Origin of the sequence: Leeuwenhoekiella sp. W20_SRS_FM14 (assembly GCF_052119605.1) — a bacterium.
Classification (GTDB): domain Bacteria; phylum Bacteroidota; class Bacteroidia; order Flavobacteriales; family Flavobacteriaceae; genus Leeuwenhoekiella.
The window spans coordinates 130435-156607 of record NZ_JBGQOK010000005.1 but is presented as its reverse complement, the minus strand read 5'-3'; the positions used below and the strand labels follow the sequence as shown (position 1 = coordinate 156607).

General features: G+C 37.9%; 19 protein-coding genes and 1 tRNA gene. 9 read left to right on the top strand and 11 right to left on the bottom strand.

The window, feature by feature from the left end; genetic code table 11:
- Window positions 1–14 precede the first annotated feature (14 nt).
- The 3 genes from ACEN25_RS10430 to ACEN25_RS10420 are packed head-to-tail and all read right to left on the bottom strand — an operon-like array spanning window position 15 to window position 4064.
- On the bottom strand, window positions 15–1847 hold the full coding sequence (locus ACEN25_RS10430; RefSeq protein ID WP_441802866.1) for a M56 family metallopeptidase: 1833 nt from the start codon (window positions 1845–1847) through the stop codon (window positions 15–17).
- Between the two features lie 43 nt (window positions 1848–1890).
- Complete coding sequence (locus ACEN25_RS10425; RefSeq protein ID WP_441802865.1) at window positions 1891–3696, bottom strand: M56 family metallopeptidase; 1806 nt, start codon at window positions 3694–3696, stop codon at window positions 1891–1893.
- The gene (locus ACEN25_RS10420) at window positions 3693–4064 is read right to left on the bottom strand and encodes a BlaI/MecI/CopY family transcriptional regulator (RefSeq protein WP_028376598.1); all 372 of its coding nucleotides are present in this window, start codon (window positions 4062–4064) and stop codon (window positions 3693–3695) included. Before ACEN25_RS10420 ends, ACEN25_RS10425 begins: the two co-directional genes overlap by 4 nt.
- A gap of 278 nt (window positions 4065–4342) precedes the next feature.
- Between ACEN25_RS10420 and ACEN25_RS10415 the strand changes: the two genes are divergently transcribed.
- Window positions 4343–4921: a PhnA domain-containing protein gene (locus ACEN25_RS10415; RefSeq protein WP_441802864.1), complete on the top strand. Its 579-nt coding sequence runs from the start codon at window positions 4343–4345 to the stop codon at window positions 4919–4921.
- 95 nt (window positions 4922–5016) lie between these two features.
- Window positions 5017–5793: a DUF1206 domain-containing protein gene (locus ACEN25_RS10410; protein WP_441802863.1), complete on the top strand. Its 777-nt coding sequence runs from the start codon at window positions 5017–5019 to the stop codon at window positions 5791–5793.
- A 205-nt stretch (window positions 5794–5998) separates the two neighbouring features.
- On the opposite strand, the gene ACEN25_RS10405 is transcribed toward ACEN25_RS10410, so the two are convergent.
- Window positions 5999–7396 (bottom strand): dipeptidase, encoded by a 1398-nt coding sequence (locus ACEN25_RS10405; RefSeq protein WP_441802862.1) that lies wholly within the window; start codon window positions 7394–7396, stop codon window positions 5999–6001.
- Window positions 7397–7556: 160 nt separating this feature from the next.
- Between ACEN25_RS10405 and ACEN25_RS10400 the strand changes: the two genes are divergently transcribed.
- A tRNA-Leu gene (locus ACEN25_RS10400) sits at window positions 7557–7638 on the top strand.
- Between the two features lie 56 nt (window positions 7639–7694).
- On the opposite strand, the gene ACEN25_RS10395 is transcribed toward ACEN25_RS10400, so the two are convergent.
- The 7 genes from ACEN25_RS10395 to ACEN25_RS10365 form a co-directional block, all read right to left on the bottom strand.
- On the bottom strand, window positions 7695–8957 hold the full coding sequence (locus ACEN25_RS10395) for a hypothetical protein (protein ID WP_441802861.1): 1263 nt from the start codon (window positions 8955–8957) through the stop codon (window positions 7695–7697).
- Window positions 8958–8969: 12 nt separating this feature from the next.
- Window positions 8970–10904 carry a zinc dependent phospholipase C family protein gene (locus ACEN25_RS10390; protein ID WP_441802860.1) on the bottom strand — a complete coding sequence of 645 codons (1935 nt, stop codon included), beginning with the start codon at window positions 10902–10904 and terminating at the stop codon, window positions 8970–8972.
- 172 nt (window positions 10905–11076) lie between these two features.
- Window positions 11077–12099 (bottom strand): aldo/keto reductase, encoded by a 1023-nt coding sequence (locus tag ACEN25_RS10385; RefSeq protein WP_441802859.1) that lies wholly within the window; start codon window positions 12097–12099, stop codon window positions 11077–11079.
- Between the two features lie 147 nt (window positions 12100–12246).
- Complete coding sequence (locus ACEN25_RS10380; RefSeq protein ID WP_441802858.1) at window positions 12247–13131, bottom strand: dienelactone hydrolase family protein; 885 nt, start codon at window positions 13129–13131, stop codon at window positions 12247–12249.
- A 41-nt stretch (window positions 13132–13172) separates the two neighbouring features.
- Window positions 13173–14354, bottom strand: coding sequence for a hypothetical protein (locus tag ACEN25_RS10375; protein ID WP_441802857.1), 1182 nt, complete (start codon window positions 14352–14354; stop codon window positions 13173–13175).
- Window positions 14355–14465: 111 nt separating this feature from the next.
- Window positions 14466–15173 (bottom strand): LytR/AlgR family response regulator transcription factor, encoded by a 708-nt coding sequence (locus tag ACEN25_RS10370; RefSeq protein ID WP_441802856.1) that lies wholly within the window; start codon window positions 15171–15173, stop codon window positions 14466–14468.
- On the bottom strand, window positions 15170–16255 hold the full coding sequence (locus ACEN25_RS10365) for a sensor histidine kinase (protein ID WP_441802855.1): 1086 nt from the start codon (window positions 16253–16255) through the stop codon (window positions 15170–15172). Before ACEN25_RS10365 ends, ACEN25_RS10370 begins: the two co-directional genes overlap by 4 nt.
- A 141-nt stretch (window positions 16256–16396) precedes the next feature.
- Between ACEN25_RS10365 and ACEN25_RS10360 the strand changes: the two genes are divergently transcribed.
- From ACEN25_RS10360 to ACEN25_RS10335, 6 genes are all read left to right on the top strand, one after another.
- Window positions 16397–18652 carry a GH92 family glycosyl hydrolase gene (locus tag ACEN25_RS10360; RefSeq protein WP_441802854.1) on the top strand — a complete coding sequence of 752 codons (2256 nt, stop codon included), beginning with the start codon at window positions 16397–16399 and terminating at the stop codon, window positions 18650–18652.
- Window positions 18653–18654: 2 nt separating this feature from the next.
- Window positions 18655–20526 (top strand): sodium:solute symporter family protein, encoded by a 1872-nt coding sequence (locus tag ACEN25_RS10355; protein WP_441802853.1) that lies wholly within the window; start codon window positions 18655–18657, stop codon window positions 20524–20526.
- 55 nt (window positions 20527–20581) lie between these two features.
- Window positions 20582–21553 carry a glycoside hydrolase family 130 protein gene (locus tag ACEN25_RS10350; protein ID WP_441802852.1) on the top strand — a complete coding sequence of 324 codons (972 nt, stop codon included), beginning with the start codon at window positions 20582–20584 and terminating at the stop codon, window positions 21551–21553.
- A gap of 3 nt (window positions 21554–21556) precedes the next feature.
- Window positions 21557–22615 (top strand): carbohydrate-binding family 9-like protein, encoded by a 1059-nt coding sequence (locus ACEN25_RS10345; protein WP_441802851.1) that lies wholly within the window; start codon window positions 21557–21559, stop codon window positions 22613–22615.
- 7 nt (window positions 22616–22622) lie between these two features.
- The gene (locus tag ACEN25_RS10340; protein ID WP_441802850.1) at window positions 22623–23732 is read left to right on the top strand and encodes a hypothetical protein; all 1110 of its coding nucleotides are present in this window, start codon (window positions 22623–22625) and stop codon (window positions 23730–23732) included.
- Between the two features lie 122 nt (window positions 23733–23854).
- Entirely contained in the window at window positions 23855–26173 is a 2319-nt protein-coding gene (locus tag ACEN25_RS10335; RefSeq protein WP_441802849.1) for a glycoside hydrolase family 20 protein, read from the top strand.

The window sequence follows — 26173 nt, the reverse complement described above, 5'->3', positions numbered from 1 at the left end:
TGACCCTTTTCTATTTAATTATTTTTTATGATTAGATCAGGAGTTCCTTTTCCTTTATTTTCATTGAGGAGTATTTGTAAATCGTTTTTCCTATTCATAAGGGAAAGTGCCTCTTCATAAGAAATCTTTTTACCGTTGTAGTAAGCAGTTCCGTTATTTTCTTTTAGCGTATTAATCATCACTACAGGTGTTTGTTCTTGAGTAGGTTTTTGAACTTTAGATTTATTAAAATTAACTGGCTCAGAAGTAATACTTATTTTTTTTATGCCATACGAGCGAAGTGCACTTTTAACGTCAGTTAAAACACCCATTTTAATATCTGGATCAACTTTAATTTTGACATCTAAAAATTGTTCTCTTTCTTCTTTTGATGTCCTTGTATTGTATTTATTCAATGCTTCTTCGATATTGTTTTCATCAATCTTAATGTTGTTAATAAAGACTTGATTGTCTTTGTCAATATCAATGCTAATAACATCAAACACCTCTATTTCAAATACTTCTTCTTTTGCATTAGAATATACAGGATCTGCAGATATTGGCGGTGGCGGTGGCGGCGGAAGTTGACCCTGAGGTACTTCTGGAGCTGGCGGTGGTGGAGGCGGAATTAATTGTCGTGAAGGATTGGTTTTATAAAGATTCGTCTTTCTGAATTCACCAGTAAGTTTCCCTACAAATTTATCTACACCGTTTTGAGATTTGAGTTGTAGTGAATAATTCATCATATCACTTTTGCTCCAGTCTTTGGTAATCATGTTAATCGTTTGAGCAAAATTTTCTATGGAGGTAGACTCCCCATTTACCCATACCAATTCATCTTCAACACGTATTTTTAAAGTGGGATACTCCTGGTGTCGAACTTTATCAAGTAACACTTGTTTTTTAGAAGAGGCTTTGTAATATTCTAAAGCCAAGGAATCAGAATTTGTCTGTGTATTCAATAAACCTGTTTGCTTATCTAAATTTAAGTAAACAGGCTTCGCCACAATTTCCTGATTAAAGAAATAAATACACAAGGCAAGCACGGGCACAAAGAGTGCGAGACGGGTGGCCATTTTTTTGACCGAACGGGTTTTTGATAACATAATGATTCGTTTTTTAGTTAATGAATAATTAATCGGGCTTGATAACGCGGTATGATGACTACCACCCGAATAGGTGAATAAAAGATTAGTATAATTTTCTACATTTTTATTTTGGGATAGCGCAGCGCTATCGGCTAAAAACTCGTGATTTAATGCAATGCTTTTTTTAAGTAAAATCAACAGTGGATTAAACCAAAATATCACCTGTAAAACCTCAATAAAGAGAATGTCCCAACTGTGTTTTTGACTTACGTGTGCCTGCTCGTGCGCCATAACTTCTGGAGCGATCGCATTGTTTTTAAAGTCATTTTTGGGCAAGAAAATATAGTTTAAGAACGAATGTGGGACTATCTTTTCAAGAAGGAGCACATTAATATGCGATTTAGATTTTACGCGCTCATTGTGAGTTACTTTTTCGCGTAGGCGATATAGATTACGTAAGAATCTAATGCCAAAAAGCAATACTCCTGCTGCGTAAATTGAGCCTATTAGTATAGGTGTCCAATGTATAGTTTCTTCAATCGATGTATCAACCTCGTTTGTAACTGCAATAGTATCAAATGCGACCTGCTCAACTGCCGGTTGCGGTTCAACTGCTACAGAATAGCTCAAGGTAATCAAGGGCAGAGCAAACGCTAAAACCAGACTTCCTAATAAATAAAAACGTTTAAACTGGTGTGCAGCTTGTTGCTCGAGAGTGATTTTGTAAAAGCCCCAAAGCACCAGCAGGCATAAGATTGATTTGATGAGGTAGGCTGTCATACCTGATTATTTTTGTTTAAAGCTATACAGAGGATGAAGCTTGTTATTCTTTGTCCTTTATAATTAATGCCTTTTGACCTTTGAAACTAGTCATTAGTATATTATAGTTATCACTCTCTTTCATTAACGATTTAGCTTTGGCGGGAGAGATCTTTTTATCGTTATAATAAATGTTATTCTTTGCCAGGTCTACCATTTCCTGTGTTGACGGCGGTGGAGGTGGAGGTGGAGGAGTTCCTGCTTTTGGTGCAGCAGGCGGTGGCGGTGGTGGAGTTCCCGAATTTGGAGAGGCAGGAACAGGTGGTGGCGGCGGTGGTATTAAACCTTTAGGGTTTGCCTTATATAAGGCAGTTGTTTCAAAGGCGCTTTGCAGTTTTTGCCAAATCTTTTCAGCAGGATCTGTGGTTCTCACGTGGATACTGTAATTGCGTTTATCACTGAAAGTCCAATCCTTGCTAAGTGCATTGAGATCCTTTGCAAAATTTTCAATGCTTGTCTCTTTGCCATTGACCCAAACCTGCGAACCGGTCACTGTTAAGTTCAGGACTTTTTCATTTTGAGCGAGGTATGTTTTTACTTCCTCGGCTGTAGGTGGGTTCTGAATTTTTTTATGACTTTCATAGTATTCCGCAGTCATTAGATCAACCTGATAATAATGCGAGCCGTAATTTTTTGCATTTTTCTCAAGCTTGCTTATCGAATAATAGTTGTAATCTTTTGAACTCTTAAGGGAAGCATTGTTAATGCGTTTCCCGTCAACCCAAACTCCGTATTGCGAAGCGTTTTTCCATTCATTCAGCTGAGATGCTGTTGGAGATTTCTTTTCTAAAATCCCATAGGTAGGATCTTTTGAAATTGCATTCAAATCAGCTTGAGTAATAACTCTAGGTTTGTCACTTTGAATGTAAGTGTCGGTTAAGGTGTCAGAAGTCTGATCATTTTGAGTCGGTACTTCTTCCTTTTGCTGAAGGTTTGCGGGCTTAGCCACAATTTTCTCATTAAAGAAATAAAAGCACAGGGCGAGTACGGGCACAAAGAGTGCGAGACGGGTGGCCATTTTTTTGACCGAACGGGTTTTTGATAACATAATGATTCGTTTTTTAGTTAATGAATAATTAATCGGGCTTGATAACGCGGTATGATGACTACCACCCGAATAGGTGAATAAAAGATTAGTATAATTTTCTACATTTTTATTTTGGGATAGCGCAACGCTATCGGCTAGAAACTCGTGATTTAATGCAATGCTTTTTTTAAGTAAAATTAACAGTGGATTAAACCAAAATATCACCTGTAAAACCTCAATAAAGAGAATGTCCCAACTGTGTTTTTGACTTACGTGTGCCTGCTCGTGCGCCATAACTTCTGGAGCGATCGCATTGTTTTTAAAGTCATTTTTGGGCAAGAAAATATAGTTTAAGAACGAATGTGGGACTATCTTTTCAAGAAGGAGCACATTAATATGCGATTTAGATTTTACGCGCTCATTGTGAGTTACTTTTTCGCGTAGGCGATATAGATTACGTAAGAATCTAATGCCAAAAAGCAATACTCCTGCTGCGTAAATTGAGCCTATTAGTATAGGTGTCCAATGTATAGTTTCTTCAATCGATGTATTTACTTCGTCTGTAACTGCAATAGTATCAAATGCGACCTGCTCAACTGCCGGTTGCGGTTCAACTGCTACAGAATAGCTCAAGGTAATCAAGGGCAGAGCAAACGCTAAAACCAGACTTCCTAATAAATAAAAACGTTTAAACTGGTGTGCAGCTTGTTGCTCGAGAGTGATTTTGTAAAAGCCCCAGAGAATCATTAAACACAATACCGACTTTAAAATATAGGCTATCATTTTTTCTCTGTTTTTAGACGTTCATCAATCAGTTTTTTAAGATCTTCAAGTTCTTGCTGGGATAAATCGGTTTCTTTTGTAAAAAACGAAGCAAACTGCGCGGCAGAGTCATTGAAGAAATTTTTAATCATCCCGTTTACTTGTTTTGAGAAATAATCTTTTTTGCGCACCAGCGGAAAATATTCTCGTGACCGCCCGTATTGCACATAATCAACAAAATTTTTGTCTTGCATCCGTTTCAATAGCGTTGCGATTGTTGTGGTCGCTGGCTTAGGATCAGGATACGCATCTATAAGATCTTTCATAAACGCTTTTTCCTGTTTCCAGAGCAATTGCATTAGTTGTTCTTCGGCATTAGAAAGTGTCATATACTACAAATTGAGAGTGTGTTCTACAAATGTAGAAATAAATTTAAATTCTACAAGTGTAGAGCAAAACTTTTTTACAATTAATTTTTGGCAATTTTTATTCGGGCAAGAAAATCCCCTTAAATCCGGGCTTTCGGTAGTCGCTTTTTTGCAAAAGGGCAAAAAGAGCTTCAACAAAGCCTCAATCCCTATCGCAGACCTATTTATGCAAATTTTTACTTAAGTGATTATACCTAATCAATAAACCTATCTTTACGTTCTAAATAAATTTATAACTAATGAGCCTAGAACAAGACTTAAGAGATCGTAGTGGTAATGTATGCGAATTATGTAACAGTACGACCGATTTAGATATATACGCAGTTCCTGATTCTCCAGATAATGCAACAGCAGACACACATATTTTTGCCTGCGGAACCTGCAGAACACAGTTGCACGATGCAGAACTAGTAGAAGCCAATCACTGGCGTTGTCTTAATGACAGTATGTGGAGCCAGGTTCCTGCTGTACAGGTGGTTGCCTACCGTATGCTCAATCAATTAAAAGGACAGGGCTGGCCTCAAGACCTGCTTGATATGATGTATATGGAAGACTATGTTAAAGAGTGGGCAAAGGCCGGTATTGCAGATGATTCTTCAAAAGGACTTATACACCGCGATAGTAATGGTGTTATTCTGGCAGCAGGAGATTCTGTAGTTTTAATCAAAGATCTAAAGGTAAAAGGCAGCAGTATGGTTGCTAAACAGGGTACTGCCGTAAGACGTATTTCGCTTGATCACGAGAATGATAAATACATAGAAGGTAAAGTAGACGGCCAGCAGATTGTATTGATTACAGACTATGTGAAGAAAATTTAATTTTAATAAAGCCTTTAGTTTAATATAACATCTAGTTGGGAGTAATAAGCAGCGGTTATTTCTACTTTTTCAGAAACTAACCAATTAACTCAATAATGAATTCTAAAAAGGAAAAACTAGCCCGGTTTGGCATGGTAGCGAAAGGTATGGTATATGCTATAATAGGTATGCTTACAGCGATGGCAGCTTTTAATCTGGGGGGTTCAAAAAGCGGACAACAAAATGCGTTGCAATTTTTAAGGGAGCAACCCTTTGGTAAAGTATTGCTTATCGTTTTGGCTCTGGGCTTGTTTGGTTATACCTTTTATAGATGGTATGAAGCATTAAAAGGTAGTGTGGATTCCTGGAGCGAATGGAAAGGTTTTGTAAAACGTTCAGGTTATATTATAAGCGGCATATTTTATGGAGTTCTGGGTTTTACGGCAGTTAAGATGGTTGTCGCGGGTAGTTCGGGTTCTGGAAGTGATTCTATGATATCAACACTAATGTCAAAACCTTACGGACCTTATTTGTTAGGTTTTGTAGCCTTGTGTATTGCGGGGAAAGCAATATTTCAAACCTATAAAGCCTATTCGGGGAAGTTTAGAGATGATGTGAATGAAAGTAATCTGGGGCCAAAAGGAAAGAAAGTATTGATTAGAGCCGGGGAAATAGGATTTACTGCCAGAGGTATTGTTTCAGGCATTGTAGCTTTTTTATTGTTTAAAGTGGCTATAGGCAGTGGAGGCTCATCTGGAGGTAAAGTTGCTGCTTTTGACCTTTTACAAGATACTCTAGGTGCTGTAGCTATGGGTGTTGTAGCGCTGGGACTTGTCGCTTACGCTGTATTTATGTTTATTCAGGCCAGATATGCGCAAATTAAGCTCAATTAATAAGCCTTACACACTATAAATTTAAAAACCCATAGACGCAATGCGCTATGGGTTTTGTATATTTAAAATAGTGGTGTTTGATAAGTACAACACCTGCGTGAGGGATTGCAGCGGCATCCTTTTTGAGGCTTTTTTAAGCTGAAAAAAAGATAGAGCGTAAAGCCCGACCCCGCTATTTTGCGGGGTCACGCCCTTATTCTTAACTTTATTTTTCTGCGATTTTTAATCTGGTAAATTCATGATAAAAATGTGGAATAGTCTCAATTCCTTTTAGAAAATTCCAAACTCCAAAATGTTCGTTAGGCGAGTGTATGGCATCACTGTCTAGACCAAATCCCATAAGAATTGTTTTGCTGTCGAGTTCTTTTTCAAAAAGAGCTACAATAGGAATACTACCGCCACTGCGTTGTGGTATCGGCGTTTTGCCAAAAGTATTTTCATAGGCTTTCTCTGCTGCTTTGTAACCTATATGATCTATGGGAGTTACATATGCCTGCCCGCCGTGGTGCGGTGTTACTTTAACGCGAACACCTGCAGGTGCGATACTTTCAAAGTGATTTTTAAACAATTGGGTAATTTCCTTCCAATCTTGATCGGGTACAAGTCGCATACTTATTTTAGCATACGCTTTGCTTGCGATAACCGTTTTTGCACCTTCGCCAATGTAACCGCCCCAAATTCCATTTACATCAAGGGTAGGGCGTATGCTGTTGCGTTCATTTGTAGAATATCCTTTTTCGCCATAAACCGAATCGATGTCCAATGCTTTTTGATAGTTCTCTAACGAGAAGGGAGCTTCGGCCATTTTAGCGCGTTCTTTTGTGCTTAACTCTTCTACGGCGTCATAAAAACCAGGAATGGTGATGTGGTTGTTTTCGTCATGAAGTGAGGCAATCATCTTAGTTAATACATTGATTGGGTTTGCAACAGCACCGCCATAAAGTCCGCTATGCAAATCACGGTTAGGACCGGTAACTTCAACTTCTACATAACTAAGGCCGCGTAAGCCGGTTGTGATGCTGGGAACGTCTTTTGCAATCATACCCGTATCTGATATAAGAATTACATCGTTAGCCAGTTTTGCCTGATTGCGTGAAATAAACCAACCCAAGTTCTCACTGCCTACTTCTTCCTCGCCTTCTATCATGAACTTAACATTACACGGCAGGTCGTCATTTTGAGTCATATACTCAAGTGCTTTTACGTGCATATACATCTGGCCTTTATCGTCGCAGGCTCCACGCGCAAAAATTGCACCTTCGGGGTGTAATTCGGTTTTTTTGATTACCGGCTCAAAAGGAGCGCTGTCCCATAAATCTAAAGGATCTGGTGGTTGCACGTCATAATGCCCGTAAACTAATATTGTTGGCAAGCTTCGATCTATAATTTTTTCTCCATATACAATGGGGTATCCAGGTGTTTCGCAAACCTCTACGGTATCACAACCTGCCTCCTTTAAGCGTTCTGCAACTGCATCTGCGGTATTAAAAACATCATCTCTATAGGCCTTATCTGCACTAATGGAAGGTATTTTTAGTAATTCTATAAGTTCGTTTAAAAAACGTTTTTGATGGGTATCTACGTAGTTCTTAGTGTCTTTCATAGTTTTAAAATCGTATTCTCGTAAAAATAAGAATTGGAATGTGAAATTTCTCTCAAAAAATGATTTTCATATCAAAAATCTTTACTATATTTGCACTCGCATTTTTAGATATAAAGATGCAAGCTTTTATCTGAAGTCCTAAGTATGGTAAAAGTAGTATGCAGGCGTGGTGGAATTGGTAGACACGCTAGACTTAGGATCTAGTGCCGCAAGGTGTGGGAGTTCGAGTCTCCCCGCCTGTACAAAGCAAAAACCTCTTGTGAAAACAAGAGGTTTTTTTATGGATTTATTTTTTAAGCTAAACAGACCATTCTACTTTTTTTGATGCTACATGGCGGTCAAGTTCTGGGCTTAGTGCATCAAAATCTTGAGGCATATCTGTAGGAAATGCAGCATAAGCCCGTGCTGTAAAAATATATTCGCTTCTATCTTTATGAGGTGGCGCCGTCCATTTTAAAGAAGTTATGGTAGTGTCAAACCCGTGGCAATAAGTAGTTCTGCTTCCTAAGAATTCATTATTTTGAACACTTAAAGGTGCTTCTGTTGTTTTAATTGTTGCAGTAAAATCTTCTCTACTTTGTTTGACGAGAATATCCCCTTTTCTAAAAAGGGCTTTGTCAAGACCTTTAAATAATAAACCTACACGATCACCGGTTTTTATATTCGTAACAGTTTGACGCATAAGGGTAATACTCGTGGCGTTAAGACCTAATCTATTTCGCGAACGTTCACCGCTTCTGGTACCTGTAAATAAATTTAATTTTTGGTTTAATGTAAACGTACCTTGTTCTACGAGACCTGTTACTATAGTACCTCTACCTGTTATAGAAAATACATCTTCAACTCTAAAACGAAACATACGTTGTTCTGAATTGTAATCTGGAGCCTCTACGATACGGTCTCCTGGTGACACGAGACTCTTTAATTCATTTTTTAGTTTGTCTGTATCTAAAAATAGACTTATGATTTGCGAATCGCTAGAAACTGTATGATTAGTTCCGTTAGGAATTGAGATTCCTGTAAGTTGGGTGTAAATAGAATGAGATTCAGTAATTATTTTGAGATGATCTCCTATACTAATGCTGCCCTTTTTTAGAATCCCTTTTACTATAGGAGTATTAAATAAAAAGCTAATTGAAGTTATTTCAAATAGAACCTCAGACTCTTTATACTTCGGACTACAGAAAAAATCAACATTAATGGATGAGAGATATAAGTCGCCTTTATTTATAAGTTCTGTCTCAATTATATAAGTATGATTTGCTTTAATAGTGTGTTGTATTGTTCCTGCAGGATCAGAAATTTTTATCCCCACACTGCTGCCTCTAACATAACTGCTTAAAGGACGATTTCCCGAATCGCCAATAACGCTGGGGATCACTAAAAATGATTTAGCTTGAAACTCATCTATTGTATTGTCAAACTCCTGTCGTTTTAATAAATCCTGTTCCGTCTTAAATTCTGGGGAATCTTTATATCGCTTTAGCTCGTTGCTATTCTTTTCTATTTGATCATTAAGAATTTTAATGTCTCGGTTTATTTGCTTGAGTAAATCTTTCATGATTCAGAAATTTTAAAAATTAAATTTTGGGTTAACCGGTTCTTTAATACTGTCATTCTCACAACCCTCGGATTCCCAACACGGATAACCTATACCTCTGTCTGCATCTAGATTTATATTGGGTAGTTTTTTTCCTTTCTGAAAATGGTCATATAGAGTTCCTGTTAATTCGCTGGCATTACCTAAGACTTCATTCTTAACGCGCGTATTATGGCTATTAAAATCTCGAATAGGACCTATTTGATTTATAAAATTTAAATCTATACCTACATCGTCTTTAATGTAGTAGGTATGCACTTTTGATGTATAAGTGAGTGGTGCCGGTGTAACCAGATTTAATTCTGGTTTTGATGGGCTGGGATAGACTAAATGCGCTTCTTGTGGAGCTGTGCGCCAGATACCTGTTCCTACATCAACGTGTTTAATAGGATAGGGCCACGAATTAGATAATCTATTACCTCTAACATCTTTAATAATAGGATTTAACATGTGCCGTACTTTTGAATCGTCAAGATGACGTACCCCGGGAAATGCAAGGCCGTTTAGCGAAACAGAAAGTCTAAAGTAGTCGTAGATTACATATAATGCCTGGTAAACCTTGTTAAGCATGAAGTGTACAGCGTGTTTGCTGATATCTACAATAGTTTCTTCAATGGCTTCAATAAATGCTGCTGCAGCTGCAACAGCTGCTTCAATAATACGCGCAATTTTTTTAAAGAAATTTGCCAGGCCTTTTAAACTAAAAGATCTTCCGCCGCCAGAAAATAAATCGTCTAATGCATTATCTAATTCATCTAACGCATTATTAAATTTGTCTTTAAAGCGATTCCATACTTCACGTATTTCTTCAGTTAGCGGTGGTAAATCTGGCAGTGAATCTGGTAAGATTGCTTCACTGGTAGTTGCTTTAAACCAGCTGTACCAAAGCCTGTAGGAAGCATCAACCTCTTCTTCGGTCATACCTCCCCCAAAAGGATGCCCACCTCGAGTATCATAGACATTTTGGGTAGCCTCGGCAAAAAGTTTTGCAAGCTCTTTAGGAAGCCCTACGTCAGTTAACCCCGGTGTTAACCCGTCTATGATAGAATCGTAATCGGGTACAGGTGCTCCTGTAAATATGTCGTGTACGCGATCATCAAACTTAAATTCTTCATGCAGTTCGCTTGTGCTAAATTCTTTAGACTCAAAATAGTTAAAAGCAGAGACGTCCTGAAATTTTTCAACAACATTGTGTCTTTGGCTATGCGTACGATAAGGACCTCTTACAATATTGTTTACATAGGGGTGACCTACACTGTCTGCAGCTACGTGAGATAAATAGCCTATTGCATAAGCGTGCAGTGCATCATTATGTTTTGAATTTTTTAAAAGATATTCTGCAAATTCCCCGGTTTTACTATAATGCAAAACATCAAACCACCACCAGTTATTTTTTGGTTCACACACCTGAATAGGGCTTGAAAGGAAACTATAAATATCAATATTTGAGGTCACAAGATCTTTAAGCCCCTCTTTTACAATAGATCCTATAAGGCCTATGATTGCTTTTATATCGTCTATAAATAATTTAATGGTAGATAAAATTGCAGAGCTTGCGATCACATCTTCAACAACTTCCTCAAGATCTTCTTTCAGCTCCTTAATTTTTATAAGAGCAGGAAAACTTTCTTCAATTTTAACTTCCAGAGATTTTAGAATTTCGGCAAACTTGATCATTTGTTTGACGGGAATAAATTCGCCCGCAGGCCAATCTTTTACATTAAAGAATAAAAAGTCTGGACCCAACGTCCCAAAATTTCGGTAAATAGGATACTCATTTAAAATCCCAATAGTGTGTGGGTCAAATAAGTATTCTTTACTGGGAGCATTCGGTTTGTAATCAATTTTAAAAGGAAATCTACGCGTTAGATCTTTCCCTACGATGTAGTGTACTGCTGGTCCTGGCATAATATGTAGTTTTTGTTGGATTTATGCATTAAAACTACAGATATGAGGTGTTTTGTCGTACGGGTAAATAACCTATAAATCAGGTTTTTAACCCCTTTGAGAGTTAGGTGTTTTTACTGAAAATAATAAAAAAAGCTCCTCAATTGAAGAGCTTTTTAGCTTAGATTGCTTTTTACTTTCTATACTCAGACTGTCGTTCTACCATCCACCCGGGATATAAATCAGGTTTAGCACTTACTGCATCTATTTTATCTAAATCGTTTTTAGAAAGATTAATTTCAGTCGATTTTATATTGGAGTGTAGTTGCTTGATTGTTTTTGCGCCTATAATTGTACTGGTCACTCCTTTTTGATGGCGTACCCAGGCTAAGGCAATTTCAGCAACAGTTACGTTATGAGCAATAGCGATTTCCTGCATAACATCTACAAGATTGAAAGCTTTGTCTTTATTAATAGGTGGGAAGTCAAAGTCTGCACGTCGCGAGCCTTTTTCACTACTACCTTCACGAGCATATTTACCGGTTAGGAAACCACCTGCAAGTGGACTCCAGGGAAAGATTGCCAGATTGTGATCTGCTGCCATAGGTACGAGTTCGGTCTCGATATCACGCGTTACAGCAGAATAATAATACTGCAGCCCTATAAATTTTTGCCAGCCGTTGTATTTAGCAATCGCCTGTGCTTTAGCAACCATCCAAGCCGGCCAGTTACAAATAGCGATATAGCGTACTTTACCGGTAGCTACAATATCATTAAGCGTTTTTAGAATTTCTTCTACTGAAACTCTGGGGTCTACACCGTGCACATATAAAATATCTATGTGATCAAGCTGTAATCGTTTTAAACTGGCATCAACCGAGTTGAAAATATGATATCTAGAAAGCCCAACGTCATTGGGTTTTTGACTCATAGGGCCTAAAACTTTTGTTGCGATTACCACATCATCCCGTTTAGTGCCTAAATCTTTTAAGCCCTGTCCTAAAAGTTGTTCAGACTGCCCGAAAGAATATACATTAGCAGTGTCAATAAAGTTAATACCAGCATCAAAAACAGCTTTGAGCATCTCATTTACTTCTTTTTGATCTACTGCTGCGATTTTACTCCACATTCCTGCACTATCGCCACCAAAGGTCATTGTGCCAAAACACAGTTCTGATACCATTAGCCCGGTATCTCCCACATAATTAAATTTCATAAGGTTTGTTTTTCTTTAAAGTTAGGCAGGACAGCAGAATTCAGTTTTAAATTGAGGTTAAAGTTTAATTATCGTACAGAGGGTAAAAAAAAGAGGTGTAAAATATTAATTCTACACCTCTACTAAGATGATCAAGTCGCTTTACGTTTAACTCAAATGCTCTTTAAAAAATGCTAGAGTACGTTCCCAGGCTAGTTCTGCAGCCTCTTTGTCATAGCGCGGGGTAGTGGTGTTGTGAAAACCGTGATTTACATCAGGATAAACAAACACACCATATTCTTTATTGTATTCTTTCAGTTTAGCTTCGTATTCTGGCCAACCTGCGTTTATGCGTTCATCCAAACCGGCATACTGAAGTAGTAAAGGCGCATTAATTTTATCAATATCTTCGGTAGGTTGCCCGCCATAAAAGGGTACAGCTGCAGCGAGTGTAGGTACGTGTACCGCCATCATATTAGAGATAGAACCGCCAAAACAAAAACCTACAACGCCCACTTTCCCGTTACAATCGGGATGATTTTTGAGCAACTCGTAGGCTGCGATAAAATCTTGAAGCATCTCACCGCTATCGCGTTTGCGTTGCATCTCGCGACCCTCATCATCGTTGCCGGGATAACCTCCTAATGGACTCAAGGCATCTGGCGCAATTGTTATAAAACCGGCAAGAGCTGCTCTGCGAGCGGTATCTTCGATATACGGATTAAGACCACGGTTCTCATGCACAACTACAATACCGCCTAGTTTTACTGTTGCATCTTTGGGTTTTGAAAGTAAAGCCTTTATTTCACCTCCACCTTTAGGCGAATTGTACGTAATAAATTGAGAATCGAGATTAGGGTCTTGAGGATCTACCAGCATGGTAGTTTTATAATCGGGCATTAAAAAGCTCATTAAAGCGGGCACTGTAATGCTTCCCACAGCAAATACAGATAACCGTTCTACAAATTGTCTGCGTTCTAATCGGTTATGAGCGTAGGCGTCATACAGATCAAAAACTTCTTGTTTGATGTCTTCTTTTTTAAGCTTTTTCATAACCTTATTTTTAAATTTTACCGGGTTTCAAAACCTTGTTATTACTGCGTGATATACATTACTGCAGAGTCTTCAATGTATTTTGAAGGATTAAATACCGCATTAAAATTTGCGTTTACCTGATCTATACTGCCTTGTAATTCGCGTATTTTAGATCTAAACTCTTCCGCAAGTAATTCATTTTTAGAAAACTGAATTATCAATTCTTTATACTTCGCAATATTACTTTTCATACGTAACGTAAGCATCCCAAAACGTTGACGTAGTGACTGGGTTTTGACCATAAATCGCTCAACTTCAGTAAGCCATTCTTTATTGTGGTCTTTTTCCATAGCGCCAATTTTTGTATTTATGGCTTTTCTGAAATTATTCTTTAAAGTCTCACGCTCACTGTCTAAGGTCGCATTTTGATATTGCTTTACCATATTCATATTAAGGCCATAATACGTAGCTTGTTCTTCTAAAAGGCGGTTGTATTCATTTTCAAGCTTATTAAGTTCGTCATTAATACTCTTCCACTCATTGTCTATAATACTCTGCTGCTGGCTAAACTGGCTCGCTGTATTTAAAACGTTAAGCATTGCCGGGGTTTTATCGCGTAAATCTTTACTGGCGCCGCCTACAATTTCTAACGCAGAAGTGATGCCTGTAGAAAAGGTTTGATATAAAGAGCCGTAAAGTGGCACATTGCTGGCGGGTTTATTTAGTACGGTTAAGCTGTTATTAATTAAATCTAACCAATTGTCTTTTCCTTTTTTTCGCTCATACCAGTCTTGATATTCTTTAAACCAGCTCTCATAAGCCGCATAATTTGTTGGATTATTTATTGCCGCTATTTTACTGAAAAACTCTTGTGAAGAAAGTAGCAGGTTGCTGGGTTTAATATCTCGGTGAATGCTCATTAATTCTGTAAAAGCAAGCTGGCCGTTTAATTTTAACTGAATTTTTCTGGAATTTTCAAGTAGCGTTATACGATTTTCTTGCTTTGAGATAATACTGTCAAGGCTCCCCAGGCGTTGACTCGTGCGATTCGGGTTGAGGTCTGAAAACTCGCCCTGAAGCGATTTAAGTTTAATCGCATTATCTTCTAATTGTCTGTTAAGGTTGAGTAAAAGAGAATCTCGTTCTTTTATAATTTGTGCAGATACCTGGTCTTGTGCAGTAACAGAATAGGTGAAGAAAGAACAAATAGCAAATAAAAGCAGTTGTTTTGTGTATTGCATACAGTTAAAATTTTAAATCAAAAATAGCAAAATAACTTATGCTATTATGTTAACTGTTTGCTATGTAGAATCGCAGTCTCTTAATTTATTAAACTATTAATTGTCAATCTGCTAATTTCCTGTTTGATTGTGTAAAATAGCATTTTTTGCATCTTCTAAATAATTACGACCTATAGTGTAGCGCTTGTTTGCAATCTCAACACTATTGCCTTCTACAGCATCTACCTTACTGATATTAGCCGTATAAGATCTGTGTATGCGTATAAATTTTGGAGCAGGTAACTCATCTGTAAAACTTCCTAATGTCTGGTGTACAACGTAGTTTCCGCTGGTGGTAATAATCTTTATATAGTCTTTGAGGCTTTCAATAAGAAGAATATCATCTAGATATACTTTCTTCATTTTTTTCTTATCAACCTTAACAAAGATAGCGTCTGTATCTGCTTTAGGCTTCTGTTGTTCCTGATGTTTTGAAAGCGCCTTGTTAGTAGCTTTTAGAAACCGCGGAAACGAAATAGGTTTTACTAAATAATCTAAAACTTCGAGTTCAAAACCTTCTACGGCGTACTCTTCATGTGCCGTGGTTAAAATAATCATTGGTTTTTTATCAAGGCTTTTTAGAAAACTCAAGCCATCTAAAACCGGCATATTAATATCTAGAAAAATTAAATCACAGGTATTTGTTCTTAAAAAATCAATACACGAGATTGCGTTGTCAAAAGTCTGAATAACAGCGAGTGTACTAAGTTTTGTGATGTGGTTCTTAATGACATTAATAGCCAGAGGTTCATCATCTATTATTACACATTGTAAACTCATAATAACTTCAATTTTAAAAATACTTTATATTCCCCGTCTTCTTCAAAGATTTTGAGATCATAATCCTGTGCTCCGTAGCCCAATTTAAGGCGTTTTTCAACATTTTCGATACCTATTCCGCCTGCATTTGGGATATTGTTTTTTAAATCCTTTTGAGGCAGGGTGTTACTCATATTAAAATAAAGAAAGTCTTCATCTATTTTAAGGTCTATTTTAATAGATACCATCCCAATATTTTTATTTGCACCGTGTTTAAAACCGTTTTCAATGAAATGAATGAGTAACATAGGGGCAATTTTCTTCCCTTTGGGATTACCGGTTATCTTAAAACTTAAATTGAGTTTATGGTTGTACCGTATGCGCTCCAGATCTAAATAGTTATTTATAAACTTAATCTCTTTTGCAAGAGACTGCCGTTTTTCTTTAGTTTCATAAAGTAGATACCGCATTAAATCTGATAATTTTAGGATGGTATCGGGAGTATTTTCAGACTTTTCTAAACTCAGTGAATAGATGTTATTGAGTGTATTAAAGAAGAAATGTGGTGAGATTTGTGATCTTAAAAACCGCAATTCTGTTTCTAATTGAGAGGCAGCAAGACTGGCTGCCAGTTGGCGTTCCCGCATCCAGTCTATGGTTATTTTAATAGCCGTAACAAAAGAGATTACATACAGTTCGCCCAGCATCATAACTACAATGTAATTTACATTGAGACTTGTGGTTTCTTCAGGACCTTCGGGCCAGACATTATTGCTTATTAAGAAATAAGTGAGCTCATATTTTACTATAACCATTACAAAAATAGCAGCTATTAAACTCAGTATGAAAAAAGTATATTTTCGCTTATAAATGAAGATAGGAATGAGTACATAAATTGTAAAATATGACAAGGTCATATGTATGGGAAAGCCTAGTAAATTAGACTTAAACGAGTAGAAATAATCCTCATAATAACTGCCCCACCGCAAAAAGTTGAATAAGAAATAAACCAACCAGAAAATAACATGGTGCGAGCTGTTTATTTTATAGCCGGTAGTTGCATTTAGCAACAAATTATTCTTTAGTGTAGCGCTTAGGGCCATTGTTCAAAAATGAATTTTAAGCTGTTTAGCTTTTGAGAACTGTTGTTTGTCTAATAAAAAACTTAAACGGTTATAATATATTACATATTTATTAAAAATCTTAACAGTTGGCGCTGTCAAGACGTAAAATAAAGCTTACAAATGTTAAAAAATTCTATTTATATTTTACTTATTACTGCTTTTATTTCTTGCAATACCCAAGGAAAAAAAGAAGATGTTACAATACCGGTACTTGATCTTACAGCTTACGTAGATCCATTTATAGGTACAGGTGGTCACGGCCATACCTATCCGGGAGCTACAATGCCGTTTGGTATGGTACAGGTAAGTCCAGACAATGGTACAAATGGTTGGGACTGGTGCTCGGGGTATCATTATTCAGATTCTATCGTGTCTGGTTTTAGTCAGTTGCACTTAAGCGGTACCGGTATAGGTGATTTAGCAGATCTATTATTTATGCCTACGGCTAAAGAACTTGACCTAACCAAAACCTATACCAGTAGATTAGACCGTCCTTATATCTCAAAATACTCACACAAACGTGAAAGCGCTTCACCGGGCTACTATTCGGTTTATCTTGAAGATCCGCAAATTAAAGTAGGACTTACAGCGACACAGCGCACGGCGTTTCAAAAATACAATTATGAGGGTGCAGGAGAACCTTCAGTAGTACTCGATCTTGGTTTTGCGATTAACTGGGATGCGACAGTAGAGACAGCGATACACGTAGAAGATAAAAATACAATTAGCGGTTACAGACATACTACAGGTTGGGCAAAAAATCAAAAGGTTTTTTATGTGGCGACTTTCTCAAAACCTATTTCAAGATATCAATTAATACAGGATAAAAACATTCAGAAAGCAGATAGTGTTGTGGGTAAAAACACGGCGGCTCAATTCTTTTTTGATATAGACGGAAGTCGTGATGTTGAGGTCAAAATTTCGGTTTCTTCGGTGAGTGTTGCTAATGCCAAAGAAAATATGAAAGCTTCGGATAACATGAATTTTGAACAGGCTAAAACTACAGCGCAGCAAGCCTGGAATAAGCAGTTACAGCATATTGTTGTAGAAACCCCTACAGATTCTTTGAAGACAATTTTTTATTCGGCATTGTATCATACACAAATTGCGCCGGTAACTTTTAGTGATGTAAATGGAGAATTCCGTCAGGAAAATGACAGCATTGTAAAAGTAGATTTTACAGCATATTCTACGCTCTCGCTTTGGGACACTTTTAGGGCTGAAAACCCCTTACTTGCATTAATTCAACCCGATAAAACCACAGCTATAGTCAACTCTATGTTGGCGTATTATCAAGTACATAAGAGCTTGCCCGTATGGACACTTTATGGCAATGAAACCAATACCATGACAGGAAATCACGCGATACCTGTAATTGCTGAAGCCTATTTTAAAGGTATTAAAGGTTTTGACGCAGAGAAGGCTTTTGAAGCGATGAAAAACACCCAAATGCGTGATGAGCGCGGTCTGGAGTATCTCAAAGAATTTGGGTACATACCTTATGATAAAATAGACGAGTCTGTAACATATACATTAGAATATGCTTATAATGACTGGTGTGTTGCTGAGATGGCTAAAGCATTAGGACATACTAAAGATTACGAGTATTTCTCAAAACGTTCTAAATCGTATGAGCAGTTGTATGATTCAGAAACGGGTTTTATGCGTGGTAAATCTGCAGCCGGTGCGTGGCACATACCCTTTGATCCTAAGTTTTCTCAACATATGAAAAACACAGATTATACCGAAGGGAATGCATGGCAGCACAGTTGGTTTGTACTTCACGATACAGATAATTTTATAAAGCTGCATGGTGGTGCCGAACCATTTACTAAAATGCTGGAGCAGCTGTTTACAGAGAGTTCAGAAATTACGGGGGATCATATATCTAATGATATCTCGGGCTTAATAGGGCAATATGCACACGGTAATGAGCCCAGTCATCACATCGCGTATTTATTTAATAAAGCCGGCAAACCCTGGAAGACGCAATACTGGATTAATCAAATTCTAAAAACACAATACAATACAACGCCTAATGGGTTGAGTGGTAATGAAGATGCCGGCCAGATGTCTGCCTGGTACGTATGGAGTTCTATGGGGCTTTATCCGTTTAATCCGGCAAGTGCGGCTTACGAAATAGGAAGTCCGGTTTTTGAAAAATCAACTATTAATTTACCTAACGGAAAGACTTTCAGTATAATCGCACAAGGGGTTTCTGAAGCTAATTTTTACATTCAATCTGCAACGCTTAATGGGGAAGTTTTCAATCAAACTCAAATTACACACGACCAACTTTTAAAAGGCGGCGAACTCAAGTTTGTTATGGGGTCTGCACCTAATAAAAAGTGGGGAGTAACTAAGCCGGTAAACTAAAGATGAACAGTATAGATGTACTAATTATTGTAGTTTATTTGCTGGCTACCATCGGTATAGGTGTGTGGGTGGCTAAGAAAGCTTCAAAAGGGTTAGACTCCTATTTCTTAGGGGGTAAAAGTATAAAATGGTACTATCTCGGACTTAGTAATGGTTCTGGGATGTTTGATGTTTCGGGAACTGCCTGGATGGTGGGAATCTTGTTTTTATATGGCGTAAAAAGCTTCATGTTTATGTGGATGTGGCCCATATTTAATCAGATTTTTGTGATGATGTTTCTGGCCGTATGGATTAGAAGATCGGGCGTGATGACCGGTTCTGAATGGATTCTTTCTCGTTTTGGAGATGATAAAGCAGGCCGTGCCTCGCATCTTATTGTAGCCATATTTGCAGTAGTGGCTTCGGTAGGTTTTATCGCTTATTTCTTTGAAGGTGTAGGTAAATTTATGACCGTGATTCTCCCCTGGGATGTGAGCCTGATGATCGCAGATATGCAACTTTTAAATTCCGAACAGGTATATGCGCTCGTGCTTATTTTCTTGACTACCATTTATACTATTAAAGGCGGAATGTTCTCTGTAGTTTCTACTGAAGTATTGCAATTTGGTATTATGGTTCTTGCAGGATTACTAGTTGCGGGATATACTTTTTATGCATTTACAGATGCGCAGGTAACTGCGCTTATCCCTGCAGAATGGTCTAATGTGGCATTTGGTAGTGAGCTCACCGGTTTTTGGGCGGGTGACTTTGAAAGTTTTAATGCACTAATAGATTCACAAGGCTATAAGATGTTTGGAGCCTTTGTGGGAATGAGTTTGTTTAAAGGAATTTTTGCAAGTATTGCAGGCCCCACACCCAGTTACGATATGCAGCGTATTTTATCAACCCGTACGGTAAAAGATGCAGCCTACATGAGTGGATTCACAAATCTAGTACTGTTTATTCCCAGGTATTTAATGATTGCAGCAATTGTATTACTAGGTCTTGTATTTATTGCTCCAGAACTTGCTGCGCGAGGTGGTATTAGTGGGAATGATCTTGAGGTAATCTTACCACAGGTTATTAATAATCACGTACCCGTGGGCATTAAAGGATTAATGCTCGCAGGGCTACTTGCTGCATTTATGTCAACGTTTTCAGCATTTGTAAATGCAGGACCCGCCTACATCGTAAATGATATTTATAAAAAATATTTTAAACCAGTAGCTTCAGATAATCATTATGTAAAAGCAAGTCATATCGCCTCTTTTGCAGTGGTGATTCTTGGTGTTATTATGGGCTTTTTTGCAGATTCTATAAACTCGATTACGTTATGGATTACGAGTGCACTATATGGAGGTTATGTAGCAGCAAACTTTTTAAAATGGATCTGGTGGCGTTTTAATGGTTGGGGTTATTTCTGGGGAATGCTTACAGGACTAATTGTAGCAACATTGCAGTATATAATAGATCAGGGAGCGTCGGGGTATGAAGAAGGTTCACTGTTGTATCAATATGCACAAATTCCTGCTATATACTTATTCCCGGTAATATTTGGATTTTCACTTTTAGGTTCATTTTTAGGAACTTATTTTACACCACCTACGGCTATTGCAACGCTTAAAAGTTTCTATACTTCAGTACATCCCTGGGGCTGGTGGAAACCGGTGCGGGAACAACTCACCGAAACCGAACAGGTAGGTAAGAATAAGGATTTTGGTATAGATATGCTCAACTGTGCAGTAGGTATAATATGGCAGTCGAGTATGATTTTACTGCCTATTTTTCTTGTAGTAAGAGATTATAATAAAACAGCGATAAGCCTTTTAATATTTGGAATCACGACACTAATATTAAAATTCACATGGCTCGATAAGGTCAAAAAATTAGATTAATAGATAACAATTAAAATGCCTGATTATAAGGTTTAATGATAAGATAAATAAGATTATGAGTACAACCCAAATCCCCTGGCAAGACAGACCAGCAAACAGTTCAGATGTAATGTGGCGTTATGATGCAAACCCAATTATAGATCGGTATGACATCCCAGGTTCTAACAGTATTTTTAACTCTGCTGTAGTATCTTTTAAAGATGGTTTTGCAGGAGTGTTTAGATGTGATAATAAAGCGGTGCAAATGAATATTTTTGCAGGCTTTAGTAAAGACGGAATCAACTGGGATATTAATCACGATCCTATTCAATTTGGCGCTGGTAATACCGAAATGATTGAGTCTGATTACAAATACGATCCGCGAGTGTGTTTTATTGAAGACCGCTACTGGATTACCTGGTGTAATGGCTATCACGGCCCAACTATAGGTATAGGTTATACTTTTGATTTTAAAGAATTTTTTCAGTGCGAAAATGCCTTTCTCCCTTTTAACCGTAATGGTGTTTTATTTCCGCAGAAAATAAATGGTAAATATGCAATGTTGAGCCGTCCTAGTGATAATGGGCATACACCTTTTGGTGATATTTACATTAGCTACAGCCCCGATATGAAATACTGGGGTGAACACCGTTGTGTAATGAAAGTGACTCCGTTTGTAGATAGCGCCTGGCAGTGTACAAAAATAGGGGCTGGTCCTGTACCTATATTAACCGATGAAGGCTGGTTGTTGTTTTACCATGGAGTAATTAATACCTGTAATGGGTTTAGATATTCGGTAGGAGCGGCATTACTAGATATTGATAGTCCAGATAAAGTATTATACCGCAGTCAGCCCTATTTATTGGCTCCGGCAGCACCTTATGAATTGGTAGGCGATGTGGCAAATGTGTTGTTTCCGTGTGCCACCTTGCATTCTATAGAAGAAGATAAAGTGGCATTATATTATGGAGCAGCAGATACGGTAACTTCGGTGGCTTTTGGTAAATTGAGCGAAATCATCGACTTTGTAAAAACTAATAGTCTTTAAATTATGCTGAAATACAGCTTTACACTTTTAATTCTTCTTGTTGGTTTTTCGGGCGTTGCCCAAAAAAATATACCACGTTCTTATGTTGCGCATCAAATTGAAGCGCAGGTAATTATAGATGGCAAAGGAGATGAAACCGTGTGGCAGCAAGCAGAATTTTCTGAAGCGTTTATTGATATTGAAGGTGTGAAAAAACCAAAATATCAAACTCAGGTCAAAATGTTGTGGGATGATGAGAATCTGTATTTCTATGCAGAATTAAAAGAACCCCATATCTGGGCAACCCTCAAGCAACGCGATACCGTCATTTTTTATAATAATGACTTTGAAATATTTATAGACCCCGATGGGGATACGCATAACTACTACGAGTTTGAAATGAACGCACTCAATACAGTATGGGATTTATTGCTGGTTAAGCCTTATCGAGAGTCTGCACCGGTACTTGATAGCTGGGATATACAGGGATTACAAACTGCGGTATCTATTAATGGTACTTTAAATGACCCTCGTGATATAGATACAAGCTGGAGTGTAGAAATAGCTATCCCATGGACAGTTTTGACCGAAGCAAGCGGATCAAATGATTTACCAATAGATAAATTTTGGCGAATCAATTTTTCTCGCGTAAACTGGGATCACACTTTAGAAAATGGAAAATACAGCCGTAAAAAAGATGCTTCGGGTAAATTTTTGCCTGAATATAATTGGGTTTGGTCACCGCAAGGAGTGATCAATATGCATGAACCCGAGCATTGGGGCTATGTATATTTTTCCGCTAAACCACCTTCTGAAAAAGTTGCGTTTACAATTCCTCAGGACGAGAAAATACGTTGGAAATTATATGAATTGTACCGTGCTCAAAAAACGTATTTTTCAAAAAATAAAGTTTGGGCTACCCACTTAAAAGAGCTACAGGCGCAGATATTTAAGCTAGAAACTAAAACAATTACACCCGTATTAGAAAACCATACGTACGGCTGGTCAATAACAGTAGAAAGTCCGTTTTCAAATGCGGTGTACAGCATAAGAGAAGACGGTAAGTATTCAAAAATTAATTAATACAACTATGAGAGTAAAACATCTATTTATGATGCTTGTAGCTATCGTTGCTACAACTTCTTGCATTGACAATATGCATCCTAAAGAGAACAAGAAAAAAGCAGAAGAAGTTACAGAGACGTCTACAGATTTTAAATTCTGGACGTGGATGACTGCAGATGCCAGTCGTACTGATGAGTCGTACACGACAGAATTTAAAAAATACAGTGATAATGGTATTGATGCTGTTTTAATTAATACCAATGCAGATGCAGATTTGCTGGGACGATTAACACCTTTAGCAGTTAACGAAGGTCTTGAAGTTCACGCGTGGATGTTTACAATGAACCGCCCCGGAGATTCTATTGCGATGCAGCATCCAGAGTGGTATGTCGTAAATCGTAATGGTGAGTCTAGTTTTGAAACCCGCCCTTATGTAGATTACTATCAGTTTTTATGTCCTACCCGAAAAGAATCTAGAGAACATGTTTTAGGTTTAATTGACAAGATGAGTAAAGTAGAAGGTGTGACGAGTTTTCATCTGGACTACATACGTTTCCCAGATGTGTTTCTGCCTATAGGTTTGTTGCCTAAATATGACCTTGTACAGGATGAGGAGCTTGCAGAATATGATTTCTGCTATTGTGATGCATGTATAGCAAAGTTTGAAGAAGAGCATCATAAAAACCCGCTAGAATCTCACAATACTGCAATTGATATGGAGTGGAAACAATTCCGTTTAAATCAAATAAAAGCAGTGGTTGATGATGCCTATAAAGTTGTTCATGAAAATGGAAAGTTACTTACCGGGGCGGTTTTTCCATACCCCGAAATGGCAGACCATATGGTACGCCAGCGTTGGGATAAATGGAATATAGATGTGGTATTGCCCATGATTTATAATAATTTTTATAATGAAGAGATAGATTGGATAGGTTTTGCAACCCGCCAGGGAGTTAAAGATCTTGAAGGATCCAAAACGGAATTGCATACCGGTATTTATGTTCCGGAAATGAGCCCGGAGCAATTAGCAGAAGCAATACAACAAGCTAAAGATAACGGCGCAAAAGGAGCCGCTTTTTTTGACGGAAACGCGTTAACAGATGAGCAATTAGCTGTAATTAAAGCGGCAAACTAAAACTCATCTTTAAGGCAAAAAATTGGTTTTAAAACTAAATCTGAATTTACAAAGGTTCTCTGGCAGTCTTGTAATTTCAGATTTAGCTTTTTAAGAGGTTTTAAAACGCTTAAACGTATGCTATGAAAGAAAATTATTTTTTAATCGGTTTGCTTGTTTTGTTTTTTTTGAGTTGTGACCAGCAGATAGAACCGGTTTTTAAATCTGAAGATCTGGCATTAATCCCGCAACCGCAAAAGCTAACATTAAACCCGGGAAATTTTCAATTTACCGAAGCAACCGTTTTTGTGATTTCAGACAGTTTACAGTCGGTTACAACTGTATTTCGTGATCAATTTAAATCAAGCGCCGGTTGGGATTTACAAGTGCAACAGCAAGCTCCTGCTGATAATTATGTCCAGCTTACCATTGATAAAAATCTAAAACCTGAAGCCTATTCCTTAACTGTAACTTCTGAATTTATAGATATCAAAGCCGCTTCTGCCACAGGTTTTAGATATGCTTTAGAAACCTTACGCCAACTGCTACCGGTTCATATTGAAGAAAAACAAGTAGTAAAAAAGGATTGTTTTTATATTCCCAATCTTGCAATAGAAGATGCGCCAGGCTTTAAGTGGCGCGGATTGATGCTTGATGTTTCCAGACATTTTTTTGAGAAGGATTATATTTTAAAAACTATAGATCGCCTTGCTTTGCTAAAAATGAATACGCTGCATCTGCATCTGGTAGACGATCAGGGATGGCGCATTGAGATTAAGAAATATCCCAAACTTACAGAGGTAGGAGCTTTTAGAGTAAATCAGGAAGACAAGCATTGGAACGCCCGATCAGAAAATAATCCTGATGAGAACGGTACGTATGGCGGGTTTTATACGCAGGAAGATATAAAAGAGATCGTAGCATATGCTACACAACGCGGAATTACCGTAGTTCCCGAAATTGAGATGCCGGCTCACGTGATGAGCGCTATCGCATCATATCCATTTTTATCCTGTATACGGCAACCTATAGGGGTGCCCAGTGGTGGGGTATGGCCTATTACCGAGATTTACTGTCCGGGAAAAGAAACGACTTTCAAATTTTTAGAAGAGGTTCTTAGCGAAGTAATACCGCTTTTTCCATCAAAATACATACACGTGGGTGGTGATGAAGCCACAAAGACAAACTGGGAAACCTGTCCCGATTGCCAGCGTCGTATGAAAGAAGAACATCTAGTAGATACCGACGAACTCCAAAGTTATTTTATGAAACGTATGGAGCAATTTCTGGAAGCTAATAATAAGGTATTAATAGGTTGGGATGAGATTCTTGAAGGTGGTTTGCCACCATCTGCAACGGTTATGAGTTGGCGTGGTACAAAAGGAGGCTGGGAAGCTTCAAAGGCAGGTCACGATGTGATTATGACTCCCGAAAATCCGATGTATTTTAATTTTTATCAGGGCAATCCTGATGTAGAACCTTTAGCCTTCGACGCGATGAATACCCTTGAGCAGGTGTATGATTTTTCACCTGTAATAGACTCAATGAGCGTAAGTCAAAAAAATCACGTGCTGGGAGCACAGGCTAATTTATGGTCAGAGTATATCACTACCCAAGATGACTCTGAGTACATGATTTTTCCGAGGATAACAGCGCTTGCAGAAGTGCTTTGGTCTGCTAATTCTAAACCGGGATGGGAAGACTATACTTCGCGGCTGCAGCGCTTTTTGCCACGTCTAGATGCTTTAGGAATTAATTATTCGCGAAGCATTTATAATGTGGAAGCAACTGCAGAACGCGATACGGTCTTTGGCGGAATTCGTTTAGCGCTTGCTTCAGAAATGCCTCAGGCATCAGTATTGTATGCGCTAGATAATGAAGAGCTAAATGCTAATGCTAAAGTTTATAATGAGCCATTTACGATAGATTCTACAACCACACTTACTGCAGCAGTTTTTGAAAATGGAGCTCCCACAGGTCGCGTTTTATCTAAAACATTTAATTTTCATAAAGCAGCAGGTGCTACAGTTACACTGGTAGAACAACCGCACAGAAACTACCAAGGAGCAGGTGGCGCAACATTAGTTAATGTGCTACGCGGTTCTAAGAATTTTCACGATGGGCAATGGCTGGGCTGGTTAGCCACACCTGTTACGTTACTTATAGATCTCAATGAGGTTAAAGAATTTTCTAAAGTGCGTATAGGAGCTTTAGAAAATCAAGGTGCGGGCATTTATTTCCCATCAGATTTTAAAGTTTCAGTGTCAAAAGATTCAATTAATTATGCAACAGTTGGTCAGTTAGAACACCCATTTAAAGCCAATGGGGCATCAACATTAAAAACATTTACAGTAGACACTAAAATGCAAAAGGCACAATTTATAAAAGTAGAAATCACTACATATTTTCCAGAAAATAAAAGAGGAGTTTTTACATTCCTTGACGAACTAGTGATCGAATAA

What these genes read in the sequence shown, in the direction of transcription:
- ACEN25_RS10425 (WP_441802865.1), bottom strand. Translation starts at nt 3,696, where the DNA reads ATGATAGCCTATATTTTAAAGTCGGTATTGTGTTTAATGATTCTCTGG.
- ACEN25_RS10410 (WP_441802863.1), top strand. Translation starts at nt 5,017, where the DNA reads ATGAATTCTAAAAAGGAAAAACTAGCCCGGTTTGGCATGGTAGCGAAA.
- ACEN25_RS10385 (WP_441802859.1), bottom strand. Translation starts at nt 12,099, where the DNA reads ATGAAATTTAATTATGTGGGAGATACCGGGCTAATGGTATCAGAACTG.
- ACEN25_RS10335 (WP_441802849.1), top strand. Translation starts at nt 23,855, where the DNA reads ATGAAAGAAAATTATTTTTTAATCGGTTTGCTTGTTTTGTTTTTTTTG.
- ACEN25_RS10430 (WP_441802866.1), bottom strand. Translation starts at nt 1,847, where the DNA reads ATGACAGCCTACCTCATCAAATCAATCTTATGCCTGCTGGTGCTTTGG.
- ACEN25_RS10360 (WP_441802854.1), top strand. Translation starts at nt 16,397, where the DNA reads ATGTTAAAAAATTCTATTTATATTTTACTTATTACTGCTTTTATTTCT.
- ACEN25_RS10355 (WP_441802853.1), top strand. Translation starts at nt 18,655, where the DNA reads ATGAACAGTATAGATGTACTAATTATTGTAGTTTATTTGCTGGCTACC.
- ACEN25_RS10405 (WP_441802862.1), bottom strand. Translation starts at nt 7,396, where the DNA reads ATGAAAGACACTAAGAACTACGTAGATACCCATCAAAAACGTTTTTTA.
- ACEN25_RS10415 (WP_441802864.1), top strand. Translation starts at nt 4,343, where the DNA reads ATGAGCCTAGAACAAGACTTAAGAGATCGTAGTGGTAATGTATGCGAA.
- ACEN25_RS10380 (WP_441802858.1), bottom strand. Translation starts at nt 13,131, where the DNA reads ATGAAAAAGCTTAAAAAAGAAGACATCAAACAAGAAGTTTTTGATCTG.
- ACEN25_RS10340 (WP_441802850.1), top strand. Translation starts at nt 22,623, where the DNA reads ATGAGAGTAAAACATCTATTTATGATGCTTGTAGCTATCGTTGCTACA.
- ACEN25_RS10395 (WP_441802861.1), bottom strand. Translation starts at nt 8,957, where the DNA reads ATGAAAGATTTACTCAAGCAAATAAACCGAGACATTAAAATTCTTAAT.
- ACEN25_RS10390 (WP_441802860.1), bottom strand. Translation starts at nt 10,904, where the DNA reads ATGCCAGGACCAGCAGTACACTACATCGTAGGGAAAGATCTAACGCGT.
- ACEN25_RS10350 (WP_441802852.1), top strand. Translation starts at nt 20,582, where the DNA reads ATGAGTACAACCCAAATCCCCTGGCAAGACAGACCAGCAAACAGTTCA.
- ACEN25_RS10370 (WP_441802856.1), bottom strand. Translation starts at nt 15,173, where the DNA reads ATGAGTTTACAATGTGTAATAATAGATGATGAACCTCTGGCTATTAAT.
- ACEN25_RS10375 (WP_441802857.1), bottom strand. Translation starts at nt 14,354, where the DNA reads ATGCAATACACAAAACAACTGCTTTTATTTGCTATTTGTTCTTTCTTC.
- ACEN25_RS10365 (WP_441802855.1), bottom strand. Translation starts at nt 16,255, where the DNA reads ATGGCCCTAAGCGCTACACTAAAGAATAATTTGTTGCTAAATGCAACT.
- ACEN25_RS10345 (WP_441802851.1), top strand. Translation starts at nt 21,557, where the DNA reads ATGCTGAAATACAGCTTTACACTTTTAATTCTTCTTGTTGGTTTTTCG.
- ACEN25_RS10420 (WP_028376598.1), bottom strand. Translation starts at nt 4,064, where the DNA reads ATGACACTTTCTAATGCCGAAGAACAACTAATGCAATTGCTCTGGAAA.